Raw genomic sequence first — 22,593 nt, 5'->3', positions numbered from 1 at the left:
CTTCATCTTTTACAATAAGAAAACAATATTCGAACGAACAGGATTGGGGGAGATCATATGAAGGCCATTAAAGAGCATCAATCCTGGTTCAGTCTCGGGATCATCTGGGCTGGCGCAGTCATCAGCATCCCGAGTTTGTTGGTAGGGAATGCGCTGATTGCTGGCATGGGAGTATCGAAGGTATTGCTTGTCACGTTAGTAGGTTACTCCATTATTGTGCTGCTCATGATTTTGCAGGGGATTCAAAGCACGGATTTGGGAAAGCCGACGGTTCAGGTCGCAGGTCAGGTTTTTGGCAAAACAGGGTCTCGTACGATTTTGTCCATTATCCTCGCTATTGCGTGTCTTGGCTGGTTCGGGATTCAGGCGAATGTATGCGGGGAAGCTTTGGCCAATCTGCTAGCCGAGATCGGTATAACTATTCCTGTACCGCTGGCATCACTCATCTGCGGTCTCGTGATGGTCGTTTCGGCCATGTACGGCGTTAAAGTGCTGCGGGTAATCAGTTATATTGCCGTCCCTTTATTGATCGGAATCAGCGTGTACGGTCTGGTCGAAGCATTGACTGGGGAATCTCTGCAGATCATCCAAAATTATAAGCCAGCGGCCGTTATGAATTTTACCGACGGACTGGCCGTAACCCTGGGTTCATTTGCGCTGGGAGCAGTCATCGCAGGAGATTATTCGCAATTTTCGAGAAAACGGTCTGATGTTCTGAAAGCCGCTCTATTCGGGATTGTTCCCGCAGGCTTGCTGATGATTGGTGCAGGAGCTGTCCTGACGATTGCTTACCAAGCCAGCGATATCACAGCCACCTTTTTGAGCATCATGACGCCGTTTGTTGGCGGTATGATTTTGATCTTGGCTACATGGAAAACGAATCTTGTGAATGTGATTTCAGGTGGTTTTGCCTTAATTAACGTGTTCAACGTTTCGAAGGAGAAAGAGAAGTGGGCTGTCGCCATTGCGGGAACCCTTGGGACCGTACTCGCTGTCGTTGGCATACTTAACTATTTCACTCCGATCATGTCCATTCTGTCGGCTATGATTCCGCCAGTGGCAGGCGTGATGATTGCTTCGTATTGGGTGCTTGGCAAAGGGGATAAGAGACGCTGGCAAGAGGTTGAGGGCGTGAACGTGCTGGGCGTTGTCTCATGGCTTGTGGGTGCGATCATAGCCTGTACGCCTGTCGTGTTATCCTTGTTCCCAAGCCTGCCGCAGGTACCAAATCAGCCGTTGACCGGAATTGTCATTTCTTTTGTCATATATTATATCGGCTATCGTTTATTTGCTCGGAAGACTGTTATATTGGAGGAATCATAAATGAGATATTTAGATGAAACAGCTGTTGAACATATTGCCGTTGGAGCAGCCTTTCTGGGAACGGGTGGAGGGGGAGACCCTTATATCGGAAAATTGATGGCTCTCTCGGCCATTAAGAAGTTTGGACCTGTCAAACTATATTCCGTGGACGAGATTGGGGATGAGGACTTTTTCATTCCAGCCGCGATGATGGGGGCGCCTTCCGTATTAGTGGAGAAATTCCCTCGCGGGGACGAGTTTGTGAAGGTTTTTCAGAAATTAGCGAATTATTTAGGAAAAGACAAGATTGCGGGTACGTTTCCGATGGAAGCGGGGGGCGTCAATTCCATGATTCCTATTGTTGTTGCGGCACAGCTGGGACTGCCTCTGATCGACTGTGACGGTATGGGCCGGGCGTTCCCGGAGCTTCAGATGGTGACGTTTAACCTGGACGGCATTCCAGCGACGCCGATGGCCATAACGGATGAGAAAGGGAATATTGGCATCTTTGAGACCATTGACAACAAATGGACAGAACGGCTCGCCAGGGTAGCTACAGTCGAAATGGGGGCCAGTTCTTTAGTCAGCCTGTATCCGGCAACGGGTGCACAAATGAAGCAAAGTGGCGTTCATCATATCGTAACTCTGTCCGAACAGATCGGAGCAATCATTACATCGAAGAACCGAGATGCCAAGGACAAGCTTGAGGAATTGTTGAAACGGGTATCCGGCTATGAGCTATTCCAAGGAAAAATTGTAGATGTCATCCGTGAAACCAAGGGCGGATTTAATCTCGGCTGCATGCATCTTGAAGGCATTGAGGCGTTTAAAGCCGGGGAGATGAAGGTTCATTTTCAAAATGAAAACCTGATTGCTGAAAAGAACGGTCAGGTGGTAACGATGACGCCCGATTTGATCTGTCTGGTTGATTACGAAACCTTGTTGCCTGTGACCACAGAGAGCCTGAAATACGGTAAACGCGTACGGGTTATTGGATTGCCCGCTCATGAAAAGTGGAGAACGGATAAGGGAATCCAGACGGCAGGTCCAAGATACTTCGGCTATGATTACGATTATGTACCACTTGAGGAAATGGTGAAAAAGGCGGTGGCTGAGAATGTATAGAATCGGGATCGATGTAGGCGGCACCAACACAGATGCCATCATTTTGAACGAGAATCATCAGTTGATCCATGCGGTGAAATCCCCAACCAGCCTGGATATTCGCACAGGGATTGAAACCTCGCTCCGGCAGCTGCTGCAGGGGGCGAATATTGATAAAAATCAAATCACACATGCCATGTTAGGCACAACCCAATGCACCAATGCCATTGTTGAACGAAAAAAGCTGGCCCAAGTCGGTGTCATTCGTCTGGGGTACCCGGCAACGGCTTCCGTTGCTCCGTACACGTCCTGGCCTGAGGATATGGTTCAGAAGCTGTCGGGTAAATATGCTCTCGTACAGGGTGGATACGAATATGATGGCCAATTGCTTGGAGAAGTCGATGAAGGCGAAATCACAGCTCTTCTGGAAGAGTGGCGCGGTAGTGTTGAATCCATAGCGGTCATCGGCGTATTTTCATCCCTTAAAAATGACCAGGAGTTCCACGTTCGCGATCTCATCCATCAAATGTACGGACCTGAATTTCCTGTTTCCTGTTCTTCATTGATTGGTTCGGTTGGTTTAATCGAACGGGAAAATGCGACCATCCTCAATGCGGCATTGTGCAAGGTCATTGAAACGACAACCGAGGGGTTTGTGCAGGCATTAGAAGAAGAAGGTATATCGGATGCAGCGGTGTTTTTATGCCAAAATGACGGTACCTTAATGTCAGTAGATTACGCTAAACAGTTTCCGATCCTGACCATTGCCTGTGGACCTACGAACAGCATACGTGGTGCCTCTTACTTGGCAAAAATCAAAGATACGATGGTTCTCGACGTGGGCGGTACGACATCGGACATCGGTGTTTTGCAGGACGGCTTCCCGAGGGAATCGTCGGTTGCAGTCGAGGTTGGCGATATCCGCACGAATTTCCGCATGCCGGATATTATCTCAGTGGGACTGGGCGGCGGAAGCATCGTGCGCTCGGAGAATGGCAAAATTACAGTTGGTCCGGACAGCGTAGGATACAGGATCGGACAAGAGGCGCTTGTCTTTGGCGGGAATACACTTACGACAACGGACATTGCCGTTCGTCTGGGTCTTGCAGATGTCGGGGATCAGAGTCTGGTAGCGCATCTGGATGAAGACTTTGCTAAACAGGTGCAGGATGAAATTGCAGCCATCATTGAACAGACCATTGATAAAATGAAGACATCTTCAGGTGATGTTGAGCTTGTGCTGGTAGGCGGAGGCAGTGTCGTGATTCCGGACACCATTCGCGGGGTATCCCATATGATTAAACCTGAGAACGGGGGCGTGGCTAATGCCATTGGTGCGTGTATTGCCCAAATCAGCGGACAATATGAGCAGATTTACATCTATTCTACAGAGCCCCGTGAGGCAGCATTAAGAGATGCTCGGGAAAAAGCCGTGAAACAGGCGGAACTTGCTGGCGCCGATCCGGCGACGGTTGAGCTCGTGGAAGTGGAAGAAACCCCGCTCGCTTATCATCCGGGAAATGCGACGAGGCTTCGAGTGAAAGTCGTAGGAAACATGAAGTAGAAGAGGGGCTTCACATGAGTTGATATAACTTGTGTGGGGCTCTTTTTTGTTATCGATGAGGTGCAAGTTGATGAGCGGAAAAGCCTGAGCAGCGAAGCAAATGAAGAGACGATTTGATTGCTTGGTTTATGAGCTAAAGCTAGACAACGCGCAGGAATTGTGAAGAAGGTTAGTATTCATTTATTAAGGCATTCATTTGCCACTCATTTGCTAGAAAACGGGACAGACCTTCGCTACATTAAGGAGCTACTTGGTCATACGACTGCGCGAACAACTTGGTAGTACGAAAAATATCCAGCGTAATCAAAGTCCCTGGATCGGTTGGCTTCGGGTAAGGCTACTCGAACTCCCCCTTTATTCTTGAACCTTTTCTTCGTAAATGTAATAATATGGGGATATCATATACGTAGTTCAGATTATGGAAGGAATTTGTTGTATCTACGAAGTACATAAATTAGATGTTATGTGAAATCCCCGCATGATAAATAATTGAAGGTGAATCTGAATGTCTGATCTCAGTACTATAATTAAAACGATTGATATGGCTGCAGTTCAAAAGAAATATAAAGAAATTGAAAAGCTAATTAACTTAATGGACATCAGCGACCAACATGAAATACATAGCTTATTGCATGAATCAACTATTGAAGCAATTACTGAAAATAAGGATGAAATCAATATCGCCTCAAGTGTAAAGGAGCATATCATTTGGTTTCATTTTTATAACTTAACTTGGTCAGATGGAATGATGGATCAACTAATTAAAATTTATAAAGAGGAACGTTACCTGGCATTAGAAAGTAGAGTAATAAGTGCAATAAAATCAGATGAAATAATTGATAGTCAAATTCAAAAACTAGAAAGTATATTTAGTTCAAAGGAGTTTCAAAAGCAAATTGAAAGATGGAAAAAGAGAAATGGTATAGCTTAAGCTTCGAAGGCGGGGCCATCTTATAACATCATATCCACGCATCGGAGCCTTTCAACTCCTCGGTCCGCCCGAAGGGGATGGCAGAGAAGTGGAATCAGGCGGACACTTCCGCACCGACTAACCGCATCGCGGCCGGCTCCTGACGGAGCCTTAAGTCGGTAGGACGTCGTGGACACAGAAACGTTATGTGAAACCAGCGAAAACTCTGATAAAGGAGTCATTATAATGATTGAATACAACCTTATTACAACAAAGAATAGTGTTAAGCCGAATTATGATATTAGCAATAAAGATTTTTATTTTGAGATATATGTTAGCCCTGGTGAAGAAGTATGCCTATTGGGAAAAATAGATAATAACTATATTTGCTGGTGTTCGATAACCAAGGTCACACAATTAAATACTAATGAAAAAATAATCAATTACTTGCTATCACAATCCACTGAGCGACTGTATTCAAGCCACTATCAAGTGTTGGGATCTCGTTATGAAGAAGTTCGAAAGTGGCACTCTTTTATTGTTACAAAGCATTGGCACAAAGGTCAGTACTGGTACAGGTCTCCTGTAAGTAATTGCTTTTTCGGTACTCCTCCCTATAATAATGGTTCGTTTTTGGCGAGAGAAATACAGAAATTCTTCCTGATGGAGCTCAGTAAGTGTCAATATCGACTTATTGATAATGTTTATGTAAAGGTACTTAGTAGATATAAAGATATCTTAATGAAGGAGAATAGCCCGGAATATTATCTTGAGATGTTACCCATCAAAGAGATCATAAATTCAGAAAGGTATCTAAAGTTATGCTCTAATGATGAAATCAGAATTTTATATCTGGAATGTTTTGACCAGTGTACTAATTTATATAATTTGTATATGACTGCTTCACGTTAAACCCATAAGTAATTCGAGGAAGTCGTTGGAATCACATAACACCATGTTCACGCATCGGGGCATTCGCCCCTTGGTTCGGCGTCGTGAATACGAGAACGTTATACGACAGACCGAAGTGTGTAACACATGAAGAGAAAATCATGAAGTGCTACGAGGTGAAAGAAACGTGACTCTTAGATTACAAAGTGCAAGGAACGAGGATCTTCAAATTTTAGCTGAGATGAATAAGCAGTTAATCGAAGATGAGAAGAGTTCAAACCCAATGGGAATAATTGACCTGGAGAAACGTATGTCTGAATTTCTCGAAAACGCTTGGGAAATCGATTTAATCATGAAAGAAGAGAAAATAATTGGCTACACACTATACCAATATCAAAAGGATTCAATCAACAGGACAGAAAAACGAGTGTATATAAGACAATATTTTATAAGACGAGAATATCGAAAAATGGGATATGGAACGGCAGGAATAGAATTATTGAAGAAGACACGTTTTAGAGAAGTAAAGAAAATTGAAATAGATGTACTAGAAACGAACCCCGAAGGGAAACAATTTTGGGACAGGGCAGGATTTAAACCCTATTATACAAACATGAGAATAGAGAATTAAAGAGAATTGTGAGTAACTCAAGAGGCCCGTCGTATAACATAATATTCACGCTGCGGCTCCGATGGAGCCAAGGTCTACGGGAAGGAATTCGGAGAAGCATTTCAGCAGACAACCCCTTCGGGGTTCATGAATACAGGAACGTTATTAGAAATTGCGCAAGATATTAAGAATAGGGGGGATTACTATTAAATTCATACTGATATTTGGCCCACAGGCCGTTGGGAAGATGACGGTTGGTCACGAATTAACGAAAATAACGGAATTAAAATTATTTCACAATCATATGTCGATCGAGCTGTTTCATCCCTTTTTTGGTTTTGGTAGTGAAACTTGGAGGTTATCAAGTATCGTAAGAAGAGAGCTTTTTGAATCATTCGCAAATAGCAACCAGTATGGACTTATTTTTACTTACGTTTGGGGGTTTGATCTTCAGGAGGACTGGGAATTCGTCAAGCAAACATGTAACATTTTTGAAACGAAAGGAGCAGAAATTTATTTTGTTGAATTAGAGTCAAATATAGAAGAAAGATTAAAACGAAATACAACGGCGTTTAGACTTGATCAAAAACCAACAAAAAGAAATATTGAACATTCTGAAATGGACTTAATTAAAACGATGGAAAAACATAGACTCAATTCTAAAGAGGGAGAAATTACTAGAGAGAACTATTTGAGAATCAATAATACAAATTTAAGTGCAGATGAAGTTGCGAGATTAATTAAAGATGAATTTAATTTATAGAACTTGTGAGTAATTCAAGAAGGCGCAATATCTTATAACAATATATTCAAGCTGCAGCAACACCTTGGTCACAATGATGCTTTGGCAGAGTAGTTGATTCGTGTGACAACTTGCTACGCAAGTTCTTGAATACAAAAACGTTTGATTAGATTTGGCGAAGCGCGAAAGTGAAATTTAAACAGGAGTAATTTATGATAATAGAAACTGAAATGACAATCAAAACATTAAAAGAGCTTGTTAGTTCAGGTGAAAAGCATTTTAAACGAGTCGAAATAACGGAGTACGGAAAAATTCGAAATTTTAATTTTAGTGAAGTGATATTTGAAGAATGCATATTGTCATTAGATTTTACTGGTTCTTCATTTAGAAGTGCCAAGTTTATTAATTCAAACATTAAAGCTTCAATTTTTAGTGAAACAGATCTATCTAATTCGGAATTTATTAATAATAGTATTGATGCTTGTTTGTTTAGGAATGCAAATATAGAAGGAATTATTTTTTTGAAAAACACTCAATACTCAAGTGAAAATACAATGGCAGATTTAAAAGAAATGGTAAAAAAATAAGAGAGATTAAGGTGATATTAATTCAAGAAGGCCCAACATCATCTATGAGAAATCTCTTTATATAGTATAAATCAGTGATTGCATTTTATAACAAATTAGTTTTACTAAAAATATTAGGGGATGATTATGCTGCATATCAGAGAAGCTACGATTAATGATGCCGAAGGAATTGCCAAAGTTCATGTGGATAGTTGGAGAACTACATACAAGGGTATTATTCCAGAAGAATTTTTAACCAATCTATCATATAAACAAAGAACTGAATTATGGATTAAAAATATCGGAAGAACAGACAATTTTGTGATAATTGCAGAAAATAAAGAAGGGGAAATCATTGGATTTGCAGATTGTTGGAAGAGAGAAACAAATACGGTATCCAACTCAAGCGATTTGACCTCAATATACATACTCAAAGAATATCAAGGGATTGGGTTAGGGAAGGAATTACTTAAAAGTATATTTTTTCGATCCAATGTATTGGGGTATCAGAAGATATTTGTTAATGTTCTAGAGGATAACAAGGCACGCTATTTTTATGAGTATTATGGTGCTCACTTATGTAAATCAGTTCAAATTAAAATTGGAGGAAAAGTCCTTAATGAATTGATTTATGAATGGGATAATATAGACGGAGTACTAGCAAGATTAACTAAAACGAATTAAGAAAAGTGATTGTATTTCCGTGGGGGCCATGACATCTCATGACAACAAGTTTATAGATTCGGGGCATTGGCACCTCGCCCGGCCGAAGTTAGAAGTGGACTCTAGGTTGAGCGTTTCAGCAGCAAGGAAGGAATTCAGCCGGACACACCCACACCGAATAGGTGCATTGCATCCGAGGCTTGGCCCATTTTAGTAATTGAGATTTTGAATGAAGTTCAATGATGCGAATTGTTTCGTAAAACATAATGTTTACGCAGCTGACGTTCGTTCTTGATCTGGCATACGCCGGATACTCAGCATTGGCTGAATCGTTAATACAGAACGTTATGCGCCATTACCTGAAAATATTAAAGATAATATTTAAGGAGATAACTTATGAAAGGTAAGATACTCTTATTATTTTTTATGACGATAATGTGTTCATCTTGTCAAAATAGTAGTCAACCAACTACTTTGAACAGCGAAACTAATTCAATAAAGAATTCTGAACTGCCTCCTGATGTAGTGGGTACAGGTAATGGAACAGAATCAAAAGTAAAAACGGAAGGTCGATCAGGTCCTGCTAACAATAAAATATTACCCATGAGCATTGGGAACCTTGATTCGAAAGGAGAATTTTATGATGAAATGCTTCGTAACCCTATAGATCATGATTATGAAGTGGAATTTAATGAATTTCAAAATTCTAAAGAGATTATTACAACATTGGAATGGGGGGCATTTGAAAGCAAATATACAGAGATCTGGGATAAAGAGTTGAATCAAATATATAAAACGCTTCTTTCTAAGTTGGATAGAGAGCCAAGAGAATCACTAATTGAATCGCAGAAAGAATGGTTACAGTATCACTTAAGGGAAACAAAATTTGTAGAGGAGACATTTATTTATAATGGTTATCTTGGATCAAGAGGATCAGTAAGCCTAACAACGGCTATTAGAGAGAGAATTAGAGAAAGAACAATGCAATTATTTGAATATCGATATTTGCTAGATGGTGAAATTGAGTTTGTTTACCAAATAAAGTTGAAATCTTGATCAAAGGTTTTTAGGTAATACTTCGAAGGCAGTAACGGCGTATATCTCTGTATTCAAGCTGCTGGATACCACCCTTTGGTTTTTAGATGTATAATCATGGAAGAACAGTCAGACAACATACGACCCAGCCGAAGATAAGAGTATCTATAGCTGGGTCGTTTCGTGAATACAAGAAAACTATCAGAAATCTTCGTAAATAATAATTACGCAAGGAGCATCCAATGAAGATTCAAAAACCAGTAATTATTGAAGAATACAATAATGAATGGCCAAGATCGTTCAATATAATAGAATCGGTAATTTCCAGCAAATTAAATAGTCTGGCATTACGAATTGAACACGTTGGAAGTACATCAATCCCAAGTCTTTCAGCCAAACCAATTATTGATATAGATGTAGTAATTGAATCTATGGACTGCCTGCCGCAGGTAATCAAAAAGCTAGAAGAATTGGGATATATTCATGAAGGTGATATGGGGATTAAAAACAGAGAAGCCTTTGCAAGAAAGGACGTTTATGTACCGTACACTAGTGAAGGCAATGAGAAGCACGAACATCATCTATACGTATGCAATAGGGAAAGTGAAGAATTGAAAAGACATATAATGTTCAGAGATATACTAAAAAAACATCCCTTATTAGCAACTGAGTATGCGAATTTAAAGTTCCAACTAGCTAATCAATACAGAAACAATCGCCAAGCCTATACTGCTGGAAAAACGGAATTTATTACGAACATAATGAACGAATACCAAGATATTTAAGTGTATTTCAGGAAGACGAAGCCATCTGATAACAAAGTTTCTACGCTACGTGGCATTCGGCCCTTGATTTGTAACCAGAGAAGCGGATTCAGCTCATAACCCTACGAGGCTAAGTCCGTCGCACTCAGTTAATGACGCTTCTTTAAGCCTCTTTGGTTCGTAGATACAGTGAACTTCTAGAGAGGCTTGGGGACGAAAAGGTAATACTAGAAATTGCCTATAAATACATGGGTAAGGAAACAAGAATAGCGTCGGACAATATTGAACGAACATGGGAGAGATTATGAGGATTTTTAAATATATCTTCGAAGCCACTGACATCCTTGAATAAAATATTCACTAATATAAACTGGAGTTGATTTACATGGAATTTGTAATTATCGAATATGATCCTTCCTATTCTTTACAAACTGTGAAAATGTGGAGAGAAAGCAAGGAAAAAGCGATAGGGCAAAAAGAGATACATTCTTTTGAAGATCATGTATTTTATCTGAATAACATTTTAGTTCAAGATAATAAAATATATATTGCAATTGATACTTCAGAGGAGCAAGTAGTAGGCATTCTAGCATGTAACGAGAACTGGGTAAATCAGCTATACATTCATACTCAATTTCAAGGGAAAGGAATAGGGAAAAAACTCCTGGATTACGCCAAACAGTGTTCGGAAGGCAGGCTATTTTTATATACATTTGAAGTCAACAAAAAAGCGCAGCAATTTTATGAGAGAAACGGATTTAGAATTATTGGCAGAGGAAATGATAATGAAGAGAAGCTTGATGATATAAAGTACGAATGGACAAAGTTTTGAAGGTGGCTTCTAGGAAGTGAGTTACGTTACATAACACGGTACTTACGCATCGGGCATTCGTCCTCGGTCCGGCAGGAGTTTGACGGTGCCTTAAATCGGTGAGACGTCGTGAATACAGGAACGTTATACGAAATTAGCGTAAAGTCCAATACCTTGGGAGCGATTTCATAAAAATAAATCAAATCGTCAACGGAGTTAAAGGAGTTCATGCTTGTTTACCTCATGGGATTCTTAAGTAACTCAAAGAGGAGGAGCCTCTATGAAGCGAACAATTATGCTTAGCGATATTCATGGATGTATTGATCAATTAAATCAAATGTTGGATCTTATCAAATATAATTCGAAAGATGATCAGTTGATTTTGCTCGGGGATTATGTAGATAGAGGGCCTAATAGTAAAGCAGTAGTTGATAAAGTAATCGAATTAGTAACTATGCATCATGCCATTGCTTTACGAGGTAATCATGACCAACGATTGGTTGATTTAATAAATAACGATAGCGAATTGATTAGATCTAAATTTATTGAACATGGAGGAATACCAACCCTTCAAAGTTATTGGGATATGAATAACATAAATAGCGAAAAGTCTAATGAGATATTGAATCAAGTGAAAGATACAATGAAGACTTCTTATGGTCACCACATCGATTTTTTAAGTAAATTACCTTTATATTACGAAGACCATAATCACATTTATGTTCATGCGGGATTGAATCCCAGTGTTATGGACTGGAAGAACCAGTCAGAGCATGATTTTATGTATATTAAAGATGAATTCATTCGACACACTTTTGAGGATCTAAACAAAAAAGTTATCTTTGGACATACACGAACCATGGATATCCATGGCACATCTGATATTTGGTTTAGTGATGACAAGATAGGAATTGATGGCGGGTGTGCATACGGAATGCAGTTGAATTGTTTGATTTTCCAAGAAGGATTGTATATAACGGAACAGGTAAAGAACTGTTGAAAGCTAATCTAGATTGCAGGAGACATATACTAAAATCATATCCACACATCGGAGCCTAACGGATCCTCGGTCCACGGGAAACGATTGGCAGGGAAGCAGCTCATCGGGCACATCCGCATCGCCTGAGCATCGTGTTCGCTCCCTATGTCGCATAAGTCGCTTGAGCGTCGTCAGTACAAGAACGTTGTATGAGATCTTCGAGAAGGTGCGAAATGAATAAATGGATCGTAATCTTAATTTGTTTCCTTCTATTTGCAACAGGTTGCAGTACTACATACAATATCAACACGGATACAACCAAAGAATTAACTAAAAACTTGAAAGAACTTTCTCCGTCAATCGAAAGAGTCCAATTTACATTTACTCGTCCAAACCTTTCTTGCAGAATAGATATGAATGAGGAGCCGAGTAAAGAGGAACTGGAGTCCATTCTTACGGAACTGGATGAATTTTCAACTGTAGATAACATCAACGAAATTGCTCGTAGTGTCAAATGGGGCTTGGAAATATCCAATATCTATTTGGATATTAATACGGATAAAAATAAAAAGACAATTGAACATGCGTATTACGCTAGGTATTTCAAGACATCCGACGCCAGTGACCACTCAGATACAAACATTGAGGGGTACGAGACTTGGTATGAGTTGACCGAACAATATTAATAAAATTCATTCTACAATCCACTCACAGATCATAAAACAAAGGGTAGCTATCCTAATCTTGAACGAATAAAACAAGCCAAAGCGGCAGAATTACACGCTTCGGCTTGTTTTTGTTTGTTTACTTTTTAACTAAACTCTAACCCAATCTTACTTCGCGCTCACCGACTTAAACCAATCATTCACTTCTTGCGTGATCTGATCTCCGCCGTTGGATTTCCAGTTGGCGACGAATTGGTCAAAGGCATCGATCGGCAGTTTGCCGTAGATGATTTTGTTGAAGGTTTCCATTTCGGACTGGCGGAGCAGGTTCCATTTGGAGACCATGGTTGGTGTGGCTGCACCGGTGAAGTAGTTTTGTTTGCGAATGTCGATTTGCGACATTACGACTTTGGCAGCGGCCCAGTTTTCAGGTTTGCGGAACTCGGCCATTTGTTTCTCGTATGGGGTTTCGGGTTTCTCACCGTCAGCCAACTTCACGAGAGTTTTCATATACAGATCTGGAATACGGGCCGGACCAGTCAGGAACGGGAACTCGTTGGAGAAGTCTTTGATCTTCTCTTTGTCACTGGTCGGTTGACCGTCTACGATATCCCAGTCGTATCCTTTGGCAAAGCCGTACTCATATGGACTGCCCGCTGCCGGGTTGGCCAGGTTATCGAGCAGGTAGTTGTAGTATAGGAAAATGGCTTCCGGATGCTTGGCATCCTTGTTGATCATGATACTGGCGTTGACGCCAGAGTTCTGCCACTTCGTACCGATCTTGCCGTCTGGACCAGCCGGAATAGGGTAGGCTTTGTATTTCGCGCCAGGTACGTTTTTGAGCAGGTCTGGTGCAGGCCAGTCGGGAACCCAGTTCGCGCCAGGTAGGATGCCAGCCGTGCCAGCAGTCCAGCTTTCAGCAGACTTGCCTTCATCCCACAGCGCGGAGTCGGTATGGATATACCCTTTGTTCATCCATTCATTCAGCTTCGCAAGGGCTTGTTTGGCACCGGGATTAATGGAGCCGTACTCCAGATTGCCGTTTGCATCTTTGTTCCATTGTTCCTGGATCGTGCCGTAAGCGCCGAACAACCAGTCGAGCGAGCCCATCCAGGTGTTGGTGTTATTTTTCAGCGAGATCGCCAGTGGGAATACTTTATCCGGAGACAGGCCGTCCGGGTTCTCGTTTTTGAATTTGTCCATGATATTCTCAAGATCCGCGATGGTCTTAGGTGCTTCCAGGTTCAGCTTCTCCATCCAGTCTTCTCTGAGCCAGAGCAGGGTATCGTCGTTATCGGTGTACTCCAGGATCGGCATGTTGTATCTCTTGCCATCCTTGGTGAACGGGTACCACAGCTCGGGATGCGCTGCAGCGTGATCCTTCAGGATTTTGTTGGCGTATTTGTCGAACAGTTCATCGATGGCGATGAATTGACCGGAGTCGATCAGCTGATTGGTGAGTACCGCGTTCGTCGGAACGGATACGAAATCAGGCAATTTCTCGCCAGAAGCGATGGCCAGCTGCAGCTTTTGTCTGTATTGATCGTCATTGGCCGGATACCATGAATCCTTATGCTTCATGCCCAGCGTTTCGAGCATCCAGCGGTCGTGTACGTTATTTTCTTTGGTATCGCCCTGAACGTATTTCTTCGGCATACGAACCGAACTAAACTCAATGGGCGGATCATATTTTCCTTTGGCAAAAGCAGCTTCTGCTTCGGCTGACCCGACTGTCGCCGGCGTATCGTCCGTACCATTCTCACTGGCTGAATCGCCACTGCCGCACGCAGTGATGGTGATGAGTGCGATGACCATGAGCAAGGACCACCATGTTTTGAATTTGATCATTGTTCAATCCCCCTACGATGTATGATCTTTACAAGTGTAACTGTACCAAGTTGGGCGGGAGGGCATCTATATGAGTTTGTTAGTTTCGATAGGAGTCTATTATGCTGTTTAATGCTGGTCTCGATATTCCTGGGGCGTAACACCGAACTGACGCTTGAACACTTTGATAAAATACGCCGGGTCCATATAGCCAATCTCCATGCTGATTTCATATACTTTTTTGGTAGTCGTGACCAGCTTGTGGCAGGCCCGATCCATGCGCAGGCGCGAGATATATTCACTGATACCTTCGCCCGTTTCGATCTTGTAAATCTTGGACAGATGGGTCGGATGCAGATTGACATGATCGGCGAGCACACGCAGAGACACATCCAGATGCAGATTTTTATCCGTAAACTCCTGAATCTTCTTCACATATTCGGACCGGGTATCCTTGACCTCATTGGACGTGCCTTCCTTGAGTTTGGCGAGTACACCAAGTGACCATTTCCGCAATTTGCCGATGGTGGAGAAGGCTTCGCCGCTTTGAAGGTACTCGATATTGCTGCCCATGAGGTTCGTCAGGGTCAGCTTGTTCCGGTGGGCGAGGTTAGTGAACGAAGCGGTAATGAGAAAACCAGCCTCCATGCAATGCTCCCACGATTCAGACCATTTCTCGTCCAGTTCCGCGCAGACGGCGAGTATTTTCTCCTCAGCGGCATCCCATTGTCCATTCTCCAGCAGATGGATGAAGGTGGGCGGGGTGTACAGCACGTCCAGTGGACCTTGGGCCGCAGCCGTCTCCACATCGCTGACCCGCATCACGAATTCGCGCTCGTCTCCAACGATCTGCCGGAAATACGCGGAGGCCTGACGGAAGCGATCGTAGAGCTGATCCGGAAAGGTGAACCACTCGGTCATGACAATGGAGAGGGAGCCTTTGAGAAACTGTTTTACTTTGGATTGAAGCTGAATGGACAGCTTCTCCAGAATGGTCTCTTTTCCAATATCGTCATTCCGTTCCTTCAGCTGCAGTAAAAACACTACATACCCGTGCTCCTCCTTCACACCCCACACGTGCATAAACTCACCCATAATTTCCTCCGCCATATTGATAATGGCATATTCGATCAGGGTCTGATCATGGCTGTCATAGTGTCCGAATTCTTCATCCAACCGAACGAGCATGAGTGCGGCATCCCCGGCGTGAAAGGGCAGATCATAATTGGTGAGTTTTCGCTCCCATTCGCCGGATGAAAACCGATGTCCCTGCAATGCCTCCAAAAGTAGTCGTCCGCGCAAGTGTGGCAGGTTCTCTCGTAAAGTAAACTGGGTTCGACTTAGTGAACTGACGAGTTCCCATTCATTATTCAATTGATCGATGGCCTTCTGCACGGCGCCCATTAATTCATCGTCTGTCGGTGGTTTGAGCAGGTAGTCCACGGCCTCGTACTGGATGGCTTTTTTGGCATAATCGAATTCGGAATAACCCGATAACAGAATACATTTTATTTTTTTGTCCCGGATCCGGATACGTTCGATTAGTTCAATGCCCGTCATTTCCGGCATCTGAATGTCCGAAATCACGATATCGATGGGGTGGGTATCAATCAGTTGCAAGGCTTCATGCGCGGAGTACGCTCTATGTACCTGTTCGATCCCCAACGTGTGCCAGGGCTTGGTCATGGACAGGTTATCGACCCAGTGTGCTTCGTCGTCTACGATCATCATTTGCATAATTTTTAGGCTCCCTTTTTGGTTGTACTAAGGAATATTTACACTTGCCACTCCGATGACAGAACAACCTTCCGATCGCTGTTACCCCCAGATTTTTTAATTAAACTTACAAAGGTGAAAATCTGGGTGTAAAGGCGAACGCTCCGCTTCTCCAGGTTTTTTCTGTCCTCTACGTTAACGTGTAAATGTTACGTTCAACTTAATCGTTCCAACTTGTATTTAATATTTATGGTCTGTATCGTCCTTCGGCAACTCCCAGACGATCTCGGTGCGGAATCCGCCAAGTGGGGATGGGCAGAATCGAAGGTGGGATTGGCTGCCGAACAGATGCATGATTCGCTGGTTCGTATTCCAGAGACCGCAGCCCATTTCCTCCTGGAGTGGCTCCTTCATTTTCAGGTTCAGCGCTTCGTACTGTTCCGAGCTTAAACCCGGACCGTCGTCGTCGATATAGATTTTGCCGTAACCATCCACGCTCTCGCCGGTAATGCGAATCTCCCCGGATGAATAGGACTTCGCCACGCCGTGTATAACGGAATTCTCGACCATCGGCTGAAGCATTAAGCGCGGTACAGACTGGGCGAGCATGTCCTCAGGGATATCGATATGATACTCAATTCGTCCATTGCGCAGCTTCTGGATATCCAGATAATTGATAAGCAGCTTGATCTCGTCCCGAAGCGAGGACGTCTCCCGTTCCATGCGGGTAGTGTACCGATAATATGCACTCAGATTATGCGCCATGGAAACAACGGCCTGCTCGTCCTTCATCTGGGCCATGTTGATGATGTAGCCAAGACAGTTATATAAAAAATGGGGATTGATCTGAGCCTGCAGCTGCTTCAGCGTTGCTTCTTTGGCTCTAATTTTCTCATGGAATACATTCTCGATCAGGTCTTGAATCTGATGGGACATATCATTGAATCGATGAAACAGGAATGAGAACTCGTTCTGATCCTTGCTGTGCAGCCGTACGGAATAGTCACCGCGCTGCACGCGGCGCAGGCCCTGGATCAGCTTTTTGATTGGAGATTGAATGTTTCTGTACAGCAGAATCGAAGCAGAAATGCCCACGACAAACAGCAGCGTCATAAAGAGATAGAACAAATTTCGGCTGAGCGAAATCGGCTGTAGGATCTGATACAGCGGGACCACGTCAACCAAATGCCAATCCAGATAAGATGATTTGACTGCGCTAACCAGATACTTTTTCCCGTTCAGCTTCACAACGTCCTGTGTAGTATCTTCCGGGGAGTGTGTATCCAGATAATGAATAAGTTCCTCCGATAACTGCTTGTCTGCACTGCGATTCATAATGGGGTCATTGCCCTTGTGATAAAGGAAGGGATCTCCCTGCCCACCTGCCTTGTACGTATCGAGCATGTTCTGAATATTCTCATAACTGAAGCTGGCTTCAATGACAAGATTGCTGCCGGTCAACATGCCCGGTTGGGCCAAGGAATCGGTGTAAAACCAGTAAAAGGACTGCATACCCTCCTGCGATTCTGCCCCTTGATCCCCATATGTCCATTGCCCGCTCATATTCCGTTTCAAGTAATCCTCGTCATACCCGGAAGAGCGGTTGTAGTTGGCGATAACATCCTGATTTTGCTGTGAGTATACGGCATACCGGGTGTTCCATATATCCGTGACGCCGGATTGGAGCACCATCTTCTCCTGAATGGCATAGCGGGTCTGCATCTGATCATACCGATCATCCCATATGTTCAGACCGTTAAATGCGCGGACATTGGGATCTCTTGAAAGGATCAGACTGAAATCCATCATCTGATTAATGCGGGAATCAATCTGACTGGCTAGAAACGTGAGCTGTTTCGTATTCGAAATCTGCAGTTCTTTGCTGACCACGTTATAGGTGACATTGTTCGAGTAGGTGTACATGATAATAATGGGGATGAATAACAACACGATTAAGCAGTTGATTTTGGCAAACAAGCTGAAGCGGGAGCGGGTCCTTCTTTCAAATAATATAAAGCGCTTCCATATATGCATAAAAAGTCTCCTTCATACTCGTGTTTAACAAGGCTGGTTTTCACCAGATTCCTAACAAAACCCTATCCGGCCTAACAATGTTATATAGTCAGAGCTCAGAATGGCCTGATACTATTTATAGCAGAGAACCCCATTACACACAAAAACTTTTTTTGGGAACAGGAGAAGGCACTATGGAGGCTAAATTGGAGGGTCAACGGGTCCCGCAGGCGAATGAGGGGAACAAGCTGGAACAGAAGAGAAAGAAACGTTACAAACAGCCGTGGGTTCTGCACTTCATGGTGCTGCCGGCGGCCATTATGGTTTTTATTTTTTCGTATATTCCGATGTCCGGGATTTTGATGGCATTTCAGGATTACAAGCCTGCGCTTGGGTTCGCGGGTTCGGAATGGGTGGGACTGAAGCACTTCAGGTACATGTGGGAAAATGATTATTTCCTGCAGATTACGTGGAACACGCTGTTTTTTGCCTGCTCCAAAATCATCATGAATCTGATCATACCGTTTGTCTTCGCGCTATTGCTCAATGAGGTACGGAAGATGGCGCTCAAAAGAACCATTCAGACACTCGTGTATCTGCCACACTTCTTGTCCTGGGTAACGCTGTCCGGTATCCTGATCGACATTCTGGCACAGACGGGTATTCTTAATCAGTTCCTTGTCTCGGTGTTTGGCATCAAGCCGATTTTCTTCCTGGGGGATGGCAACTGGTTCCGGTTTACGATTATCGCGAGTGATGTCTGGAAAGAGTTTGGTTTCAACACGATTATCTTCCTTGCGGCATTGTCCGGCATTAACCCGTCACTGTACGAAGCGGCTGAAGTGGATGGGGCGGGACGCTGGAAGCAGACGATCTATATCACCATCCCGGCGCTGATTCCCATCGGAATCGTAATTGCCACACTGGCACTGGGAAATGTGCTTAACGCCAACTTCGACCAAATCTTCAACTTATATAGTCCATTAATCTACCAGCAAGCGGATATTATCGATACGTTCGTGTATCGTGAAGGTCTGCTGAGTGGGCAGTTCAGTTTCGCTACCGCGGTGAATCTGTTCAAATCGGTCATCAGTCTGATCCTCATCGTGATCTCTTACCGACTGGCCTATCGATTCGCCGGATACCGAATTTTCTAGAAAGGATGATGACGAGCCATGTATCATAAAACGTTACCCTATCGCATTTTCAGCATCTTCAACAATGTGTTCCTGACCATCCTTTCGGTGCTCTGCCTGCTGCCTCTTTATCACTTGCTGATGGTATCGCTTAGCGCGTCCGCACCTGCGAATGCCGGTCTGGTGACGTTCTGGCCGATTGGATTTACGCTCGAAGCATATGCCAAGACGTTCGATAACGCCAATTTCCTGTCCTCCCTGTGGGTGTCCGTGGAGCGGACGGTGCTGGGAACAGGGCTTGCACTCATCGTGAATACGATTGCTGCCTATGCGCTCTCCAAGGAGACACGTGTGTTCCGCGCACGTAACATCTATCTATGGTATTTTGTTGTCACGATGCTGTTCAGCGGAGGCCTCATTCCGGGCTATATCCTGATTCTGAAGCTCGGGCTGATGAACACATTGTGGGCACTCATTTTGCCGGGCTTAGTGGCGGTGTTCAATATCATCCTGCTGCTGAATTTCTTCCGCACGGTGCCGAAGGATCTGGAGGAGGCTGCATTTATCGATGGAGCAGGACACTTTCAGTCGTTTATCAAAATCTACCTGCCTGTCTCTGTCCCCGTCATTGCCACCGTTTCCTTGTTTATGATGGTTGGTCATTGGAACGCATATTTTGACGGGATTATCTATATCCGTGATTCGGAAAAGCTGCCACTGGCGACATTCATGCAGACGATCATCGTGCAGGCCGATATGACGAAGCTTGATCCGGAAGCGATTGCGAACCTGTCGCAGCGGACGATTCGGGCGTCCCAGATCTTTATCAGCGCGCTGCCGATCCTGCTCGTGTATCCGTTCTTACAACGGTACTTTGTAACGGGGATTGTGGTGGGGGCTGTGAAGGAGTAGCCGCGTGGAGCGGATGGAATAGGGTTGTGAAAAGGGAGCTGCTGAACTGGCCTGAGGCCAGGGAGGGGGCTCTTTTTGTTGTGAAAAAAGAAGTATATTACCTTTATTTGAATAAAATGGTACTATGGGAAATGATTCTGAGCGTGAGTCATTCGTTAATAGGGAGATGGAGACAAAGTGAAGAAAATGATGGTTGTTACCCTTGCTTTGACGTTATTAAGTGCATCCATTGCTTTTACAGCTACAAGTGCACCAAAAAAGATCGACATATTATTTAATGAAAAAGAGCTAAAGACTCAAGCAGATGCAGAAGCCAGAATTATTGATGGTCGTGTGTACATCCCGGCCAACATTCTTCGAGGTGCGAGATTTTCAGTAGAGTATAAAAACTCAACACTCCATCTGGTGAATAGTTATTTTCTCTACACGAGAAATTTAATGGAGATGCATGTGTTCAATCATGTATTTACAACTAGATTCAACAAGATCGACCAAGAAGTAGTTAATATTATGGGCAAAGTGATATTAGAAGAGCCAGCAGACTTCTCAAAATTACATGAGTTCATTGAGGAAGCTGAATCGAATGCCGGAATTAATCCGGGTAATTTTACTCCTGTATTGGACTATAGTTCTTTTGATTTTTCTCTCGCTTGGAAAAGTGTAGAAGCATACAAAAAAGCAGTGCATGAGTTGATAGCTTATGTCGATACTGGAGACAAGGAAAAGTTGAAGTCTTTCTATCAAGAGAGAAAACAGGCACTTGAGTATTACGATTTGTATACAAATGTGTATGATCAAATTTTTAAAGCGAGTTTTACTAGTGCAGTGAGATAGTAACATAACAAGGAATACCCGGCACGAAAGGATTTGGGGAAGCAGAAGGAGGCAGACTTACCTGACATATTGAGCATCGTGAATACGTGAAGATTATGGAAGTCAGGGAAACTTAACTAAATGTGAGGAGATTATAGAATGAAAAAATCAATATTAATCATCATTGCGATTTTTCTTTTTATCACTAGTGCTAATTCAATAAGTGCCGAAGCTCATCAAAACTCGATTGAAGTAAAGATTGACGAACAGGCATTCCAGTTAGTAGAGGGGACTGATTATATCATCTCTGCAGGTCATATACTGGTTTCGCCAGTCTATATCAGTAGTGTGCTAGATTTCGCTGTGCCTGGTAAAGGGATATGGTGGGATAACAAAGCTAAAAGTGTAATTTTTGCATATGTAGACATAGATGATTACCCAAAGCCAAGGTTAACCTTCAAGGTGGGAGAAAGCCATTTTACCGAGTTCGACAAGGAAATTGAACTAAAGATTAAAACCGTAATGGTGGAGGGGAGAGTATATTTACCGCTAAGAGCCATCAGTGAAGCATATGGCAAAGAGATCCATTGGGAATCCAATAACGGCCAGAACATGGTCCTAATAACCACGCAGAATCAGCAGTGAGCGATACAAATTGCGATGAATTGGAACAAATTCCGTTGCCCATACAATCCCAATCCTGTTATAATTCAGGTACATCTATCGCATTGGGGGTTATACCGTGGCAATATTGGCAGTGCCGGATTGCTCGTTCGCTAGAACGGCCTTACGCAAAGCCTGATTAGGGGCGGACTTTGTGTAGGGCGCGACGAGAAGAACATCGATCGCCCTGAAAGCAACATAATGTTTCATCCCGCAGGCTTTGCACCTTATTTGTTTTACCAATAAAAATAAGGGGCTGAAAGCCATGCAAACACCATTTATTCAAAATTATCAATTCAATGTGATTACAAAACAAGCCAATTTCCTGCTCAAAGCGCTGCGTACAGTCGCGGATCGCAAAGTCCTGGAAACCGTCCGTTATACGGCCGTAACGAATGCTATAGAAGTCTTCGATGAGCTGACTGCCGAACAGAAGCAGCTGTTGGAGCAGTTATCTACCTACGAGGCTGCACATGAGCTGCAGGATTATCTGGACCGGTTGGAAGGATTCCTGATTCCATTCCCGCAAGTGTCGGCGAAGCAGATTCAGAAGCTGTTTCCGAAGGCGAAGAAGCTCAAGCTGCCTGATCTGGAAACGGTCGATTTCGCACGTACGACCTATCTGAGATGGACGGATATTGCGACCAATCGCCTGTTCATTGTGTACCCGTACGAAGAGAAGTTTCTCGGCATCGAGGGACGGATTACGGCTACGAACAAAAAAGGGTACTGTATGTTCTGCAATCGCCATCAGGAGCTCGGATTCTTCAACGTGAAGACGAAGGGGCATTCGCCGGATAACTTGGCTTCCATTGGCCAGTACGTATGCATGGATAGCACGGCTTGCAACCATAGCATCACTGACGTCACCATGCTGGAGAAGTTTCTTCTTTCGACAGTAAAATAA

General features: G+C 43.4%; 22 protein-coding genes and 1 pseudogene. 20 read left to right on the top strand and 3 right to left on the bottom strand.

The features are described from left to right. The first annotated feature begins 57 nt into the window (after positions 1-57). The 15 genes and pseudogenes from PIL01S_RS23045 to PIL01S_RS22975 all read left to right on the top strand — a co-directional run bounded on the left by PIL01S_RS23045 (position 58) and on the right by PIL01S_RS22975 (position 12,627). Positions 58-1,323 (top strand): cytosine permease, encoded by a 1,266-nt coding sequence (locus tag PIL01S_RS23045; RefSeq protein WP_127539564.1) that lies wholly within the window; start codon positions 58-60, stop codon positions 1,321-1,323. Then, on the top strand, positions 1,324-2,427 hold the full coding sequence (locus PIL01S_RS23040; RefSeq protein ID WP_127539563.1) for a DUF917 domain-containing protein: 1,104 nt from the start codon (positions 1,324-1,326) through the stop codon (positions 2,425-2,427). Continuing rightward, on the top strand, positions 2,420-3,970 hold the full coding sequence (locus PIL01S_RS23035; protein ID WP_127539562.1) for a hydantoinase/oxoprolinase family protein: 1,551 nt from the start codon (positions 2,420-2,422) through the stop codon (positions 3,968-3,970). The genes PIL01S_RS23040 and PIL01S_RS23035 overlap by 8 nt, the downstream gene beginning before the upstream one ends. 135 nt (positions 3,971-4,105) lie before the next feature. Beyond that, a pseudogene (locus PIL01S_RS30190) lies at positions 4,106-4,334 on the top strand (tyrosine-type recombinase/integrase); the annotation flags it as partial. 141 nt (positions 4,335-4,475) lie between these two features. Next, positions 4,476-4,901 carry a hypothetical protein gene (locus PIL01S_RS23025; RefSeq protein WP_127539561.1) on the top strand — a complete coding sequence of 142 codons (426 nt, stop codon included), beginning with the start codon at positions 4,476-4,478 and terminating at the stop codon, positions 4,899-4,901. A gap of 225 nt (positions 4,902-5,126) precedes the next feature. Then, entirely contained in the window at positions 5,127-5,792 is a 666-nt protein-coding gene (locus PIL01S_RS23020) for a hypothetical protein (protein ID WP_127539560.1), read from the top strand. Between the two features lie 166 nt (positions 5,793-5,958). After that, positions 5,959-6,402, top strand: a complete 444-nt coding sequence (locus PIL01S_RS23015) for a GNAT family N-acetyltransferase (RefSeq protein WP_127539559.1) — start codon at positions 5,959-5,961, stop codon at positions 6,400-6,402. A 184-nt stretch (positions 6,403-6,586) separates the two neighbouring features. Next, entirely contained in the window at positions 6,587-7,144 is a 558-nt protein-coding gene (locus PIL01S_RS23010; RefSeq protein WP_127539687.1) for a DEAD/DEAH box helicase family protein, read from the top strand. A gap of 191 nt (positions 7,145-7,335) precedes the next feature. Continuing rightward, entirely contained in the window at positions 7,336-7,710 is a 375-nt protein-coding gene (locus PIL01S_RS23005) for a pentapeptide repeat-containing protein (protein WP_127539558.1), read from the top strand. 129 nt (positions 7,711-7,839) lie between these two features. Continuing rightward, positions 7,840-8,373, top strand: coding sequence for a GNAT family N-acetyltransferase (locus PIL01S_RS23000; RefSeq protein ID WP_127539686.1), 534 nt, complete (start codon positions 7,840-7,842; stop codon positions 8,371-8,373). 375 nt (positions 8,374-8,748) lie between these two features. Beyond that, complete coding sequence (locus PIL01S_RS22995) at positions 8,749-9,408, top strand: lysozyme inhibitor LprI family protein (protein WP_127539557.1); 660 nt, start codon at positions 8,749-8,751, stop codon at positions 9,406-9,408. Between the two features lie 221 nt (positions 9,409-9,629). Then, positions 9,630-10,172 (top strand): GrpB family protein, encoded by a 543-nt coding sequence (locus tag PIL01S_RS22990; protein ID WP_246058523.1) that lies wholly within the window; start codon positions 9,630-9,632, stop codon positions 10,170-10,172. Between the two features lie 364 nt (positions 10,173-10,536). Then, entirely contained in the window at positions 10,537-10,983 is a 447-nt protein-coding gene (locus PIL01S_RS22985; protein ID WP_164764317.1) for a GNAT family N-acetyltransferase, read from the top strand. Between the two features lie 259 nt (positions 10,984-11,242). Then, positions 11,243-11,962: a metallophosphoesterase family protein gene (locus tag PIL01S_RS22980; RefSeq protein ID WP_127539555.1), complete on the top strand. Its 720-nt coding sequence runs from the start codon at positions 11,243-11,245 to the stop codon at positions 11,960-11,962. 212 nt (positions 11,963-12,174) lie between these two features. Beyond that, the gene (locus PIL01S_RS22975) at positions 12,175-12,627 is read left to right on the top strand and encodes a hypothetical protein (protein ID WP_127539554.1); all 453 of its coding nucleotides are present in this window, start codon (positions 12,175-12,177) and stop codon (positions 12,625-12,627) included. Between the two features lie 147 nt (positions 12,628-12,774). On the opposite strand, the gene PIL01S_RS22970 is transcribed toward PIL01S_RS22975, so the two are convergent. The 3 genes from PIL01S_RS22970 to PIL01S_RS22960 form a co-directional block, all read right to left on the bottom strand. Next, positions 12,775-14,454: a type 2 periplasmic-binding domain-containing protein gene (locus PIL01S_RS22970; protein WP_127539553.1), complete on the bottom strand. Its 1,680-nt coding sequence runs from the start codon at positions 14,452-14,454 to the stop codon at positions 12,775-12,777. 108 nt (positions 14,455-14,562) lie between these two features. Then, positions 14,563-16,170: a response regulator transcription factor gene (locus tag PIL01S_RS22965; RefSeq protein ID WP_127539552.1), complete on the bottom strand. Its 1,608-nt coding sequence runs from the start codon at positions 16,168-16,170 to the stop codon at positions 14,563-14,565. A 219-nt stretch (positions 16,171-16,389) separates the two neighbouring features. After that, positions 16,390-18,183, bottom strand: coding sequence for a cache domain-containing sensor histidine kinase (locus tag PIL01S_RS22960; RefSeq protein WP_127539551.1), 1,794 nt, complete (start codon positions 18,181-18,183; stop codon positions 16,390-16,392). Positions 18,184-18,461: 278 nt separating this feature from the next. Here PIL01S_RS22960 and PIL01S_RS22955 point away from each other — a divergent pair, with 278 nt between their 5' ends. From PIL01S_RS22955 to PIL01S_RS22935, 5 genes are all read left to right on the top strand, one after another. Beyond that, positions 18,462-19,319, top strand: coding sequence for an ABC transporter permease (locus tag PIL01S_RS22955; RefSeq protein ID WP_236146791.1), 858 nt, complete (start codon positions 18,462-18,464; stop codon positions 19,317-19,319). 18 nt (positions 19,320-19,337) lie between these two features. After that, positions 19,338-20,210, top strand: a complete 873-nt coding sequence (locus PIL01S_RS22950; RefSeq protein WP_127539550.1) for a carbohydrate ABC transporter permease — start codon at positions 19,338-19,340, stop codon at positions 20,208-20,210. Positions 20,211-20,387: 177 nt separating this feature from the next. After that, the gene (locus tag PIL01S_RS22945) at positions 20,388-21,044 is read left to right on the top strand and encodes a hypothetical protein (protein ID WP_127539549.1); all 657 of its coding nucleotides are present in this window, start codon (positions 20,388-20,390) and stop codon (positions 21,042-21,044) included. A gap of 138 nt (positions 21,045-21,182) precedes the next feature. Then, positions 21,183-21,668 (top strand): stalk domain-containing protein, encoded by a 486-nt coding sequence (locus PIL01S_RS22940; RefSeq protein WP_127539548.1) that lies wholly within the window; start codon positions 21,183-21,185, stop codon positions 21,666-21,668. Between the two features lie 283 nt (positions 21,669-21,951). Next, on the top strand, positions 21,952-22,593 hold the full coding sequence (locus PIL01S_RS22935) for a FusB/FusC family EF-G-binding protein (RefSeq protein WP_127539547.1): 642 nt from the start codon (positions 21,952-21,954) through the stop codon (positions 22,591-22,593).

The sequence above is a fragment of the Paenibacillus illinoisensis NBRC 15959 genome, from assembly GCF_004000925.1.
Classification (GTDB): Bacteria; Bacillota; Bacilli; order Paenibacillales; family Paenibacillaceae; genus Paenibacillus; species Paenibacillus illinoisensis.
Note: the sequence above shows the minus strand (reverse complement) of the source record. Positions and strands in the feature narration are given on the sequence as shown.

What these genes read in the sequence shown, in the direction of transcription:
- PIL01S_RS23045 (WP_127539564.1), top strand. Translation starts at nt 58, where the DNA reads ATGAAGGCCATTAAAGAGCATCAATCCTGGTTCAGTCTCGGGATCATC.
- PIL01S_RS23040 (WP_127539563.1), top strand. Translation starts at nt 1,324, where the DNA reads ATGAGATATTTAGATGAAACAGCTGTTGAACATATTGCCGTTGGAGCA.
- PIL01S_RS23035 (WP_127539562.1), top strand. Translation starts at nt 2,420, where the DNA reads ATGTATAGAATCGGGATCGATGTAGGCGGCACCAACACAGATGCCATC.
- PIL01S_RS23025 (WP_127539561.1), top strand. Translation starts at nt 4,476, where the DNA reads ATGTCTGATCTCAGTACTATAATTAAAACGATTGATATGGCTGCAGTT.
- PIL01S_RS23020 (WP_127539560.1), top strand. Translation starts at nt 5,127, where the DNA reads ATGATTGAATACAACCTTATTACAACAAAGAATAGTGTTAAGCCGAAT.
- PIL01S_RS23005 (WP_127539558.1), top strand. Translation starts at nt 7,336, where the DNA reads ATGATAATAGAAACTGAAATGACAATCAAAACATTAAAAGAGCTTGTT.
- PIL01S_RS22995 (WP_127539557.1), top strand. Translation starts at nt 8,749, where the DNA reads ATGAAAGGTAAGATACTCTTATTATTTTTTATGACGATAATGTGTTCA.
- PIL01S_RS22990 (WP_246058523.1), top strand. Translation starts at nt 9,630, where the DNA reads ATGAAGATTCAAAAACCAGTAATTATTGAAGAATACAATAATGAATGG.
- PIL01S_RS22985 (WP_164764317.1), top strand. Translation starts at nt 10,537, where the DNA reads ATGGAATTTGTAATTATCGAATATGATCCTTCCTATTCTTTACAAACT.
- PIL01S_RS22980 (WP_127539555.1), top strand. Translation starts at nt 11,243, where the DNA reads ATGAAGCGAACAATTATGCTTAGCGATATTCATGGATGTATTGATCAA.
- PIL01S_RS22975 (WP_127539554.1), top strand. Translation starts at nt 12,175, where the DNA reads ATGAATAAATGGATCGTAATCTTAATTTGTTTCCTTCTATTTGCAACA.
- PIL01S_RS22970 (WP_127539553.1), bottom strand. Translation starts at nt 14,454, where the DNA reads ATGATCAAATTCAAAACATGGTGGTCCTTGCTCATGGTCATCGCACTC.
- PIL01S_RS22965 (WP_127539552.1), bottom strand. Translation starts at nt 16,170, where the DNA reads ATGCAAATGATGATCGTAGACGACGAAGCACACTGGGTCGATAACCTG.
- PIL01S_RS22960 (WP_127539551.1), bottom strand. Translation starts at nt 18,183, where the DNA reads ATGCATATATGGAAGCGCTTTATATTATTTGAAAGAAGGACCCGCTCC.
- PIL01S_RS22955 (WP_236146791.1), top strand. Translation starts at nt 18,462, where the DNA reads ATGGTGCTGCCGGCGGCCATTATGGTTTTTATTTTTTCGTATATTCCG.
- PIL01S_RS22950 (WP_127539550.1), top strand. Translation starts at nt 19,338, where the DNA reads ATGTATCATAAAACGTTACCCTATCGCATTTTCAGCATCTTCAACAAT.
- PIL01S_RS22940 (WP_127539548.1), top strand. Translation starts at nt 21,183, where the DNA reads ATGAAAAAATCAATATTAATCATCATTGCGATTTTTCTTTTTATCACT.
- PIL01S_RS22935 (WP_127539547.1), top strand. Translation starts at nt 21,952, where the DNA reads ATGCAAACACCATTTATTCAAAATTATCAATTCAATGTGATTACAAAA.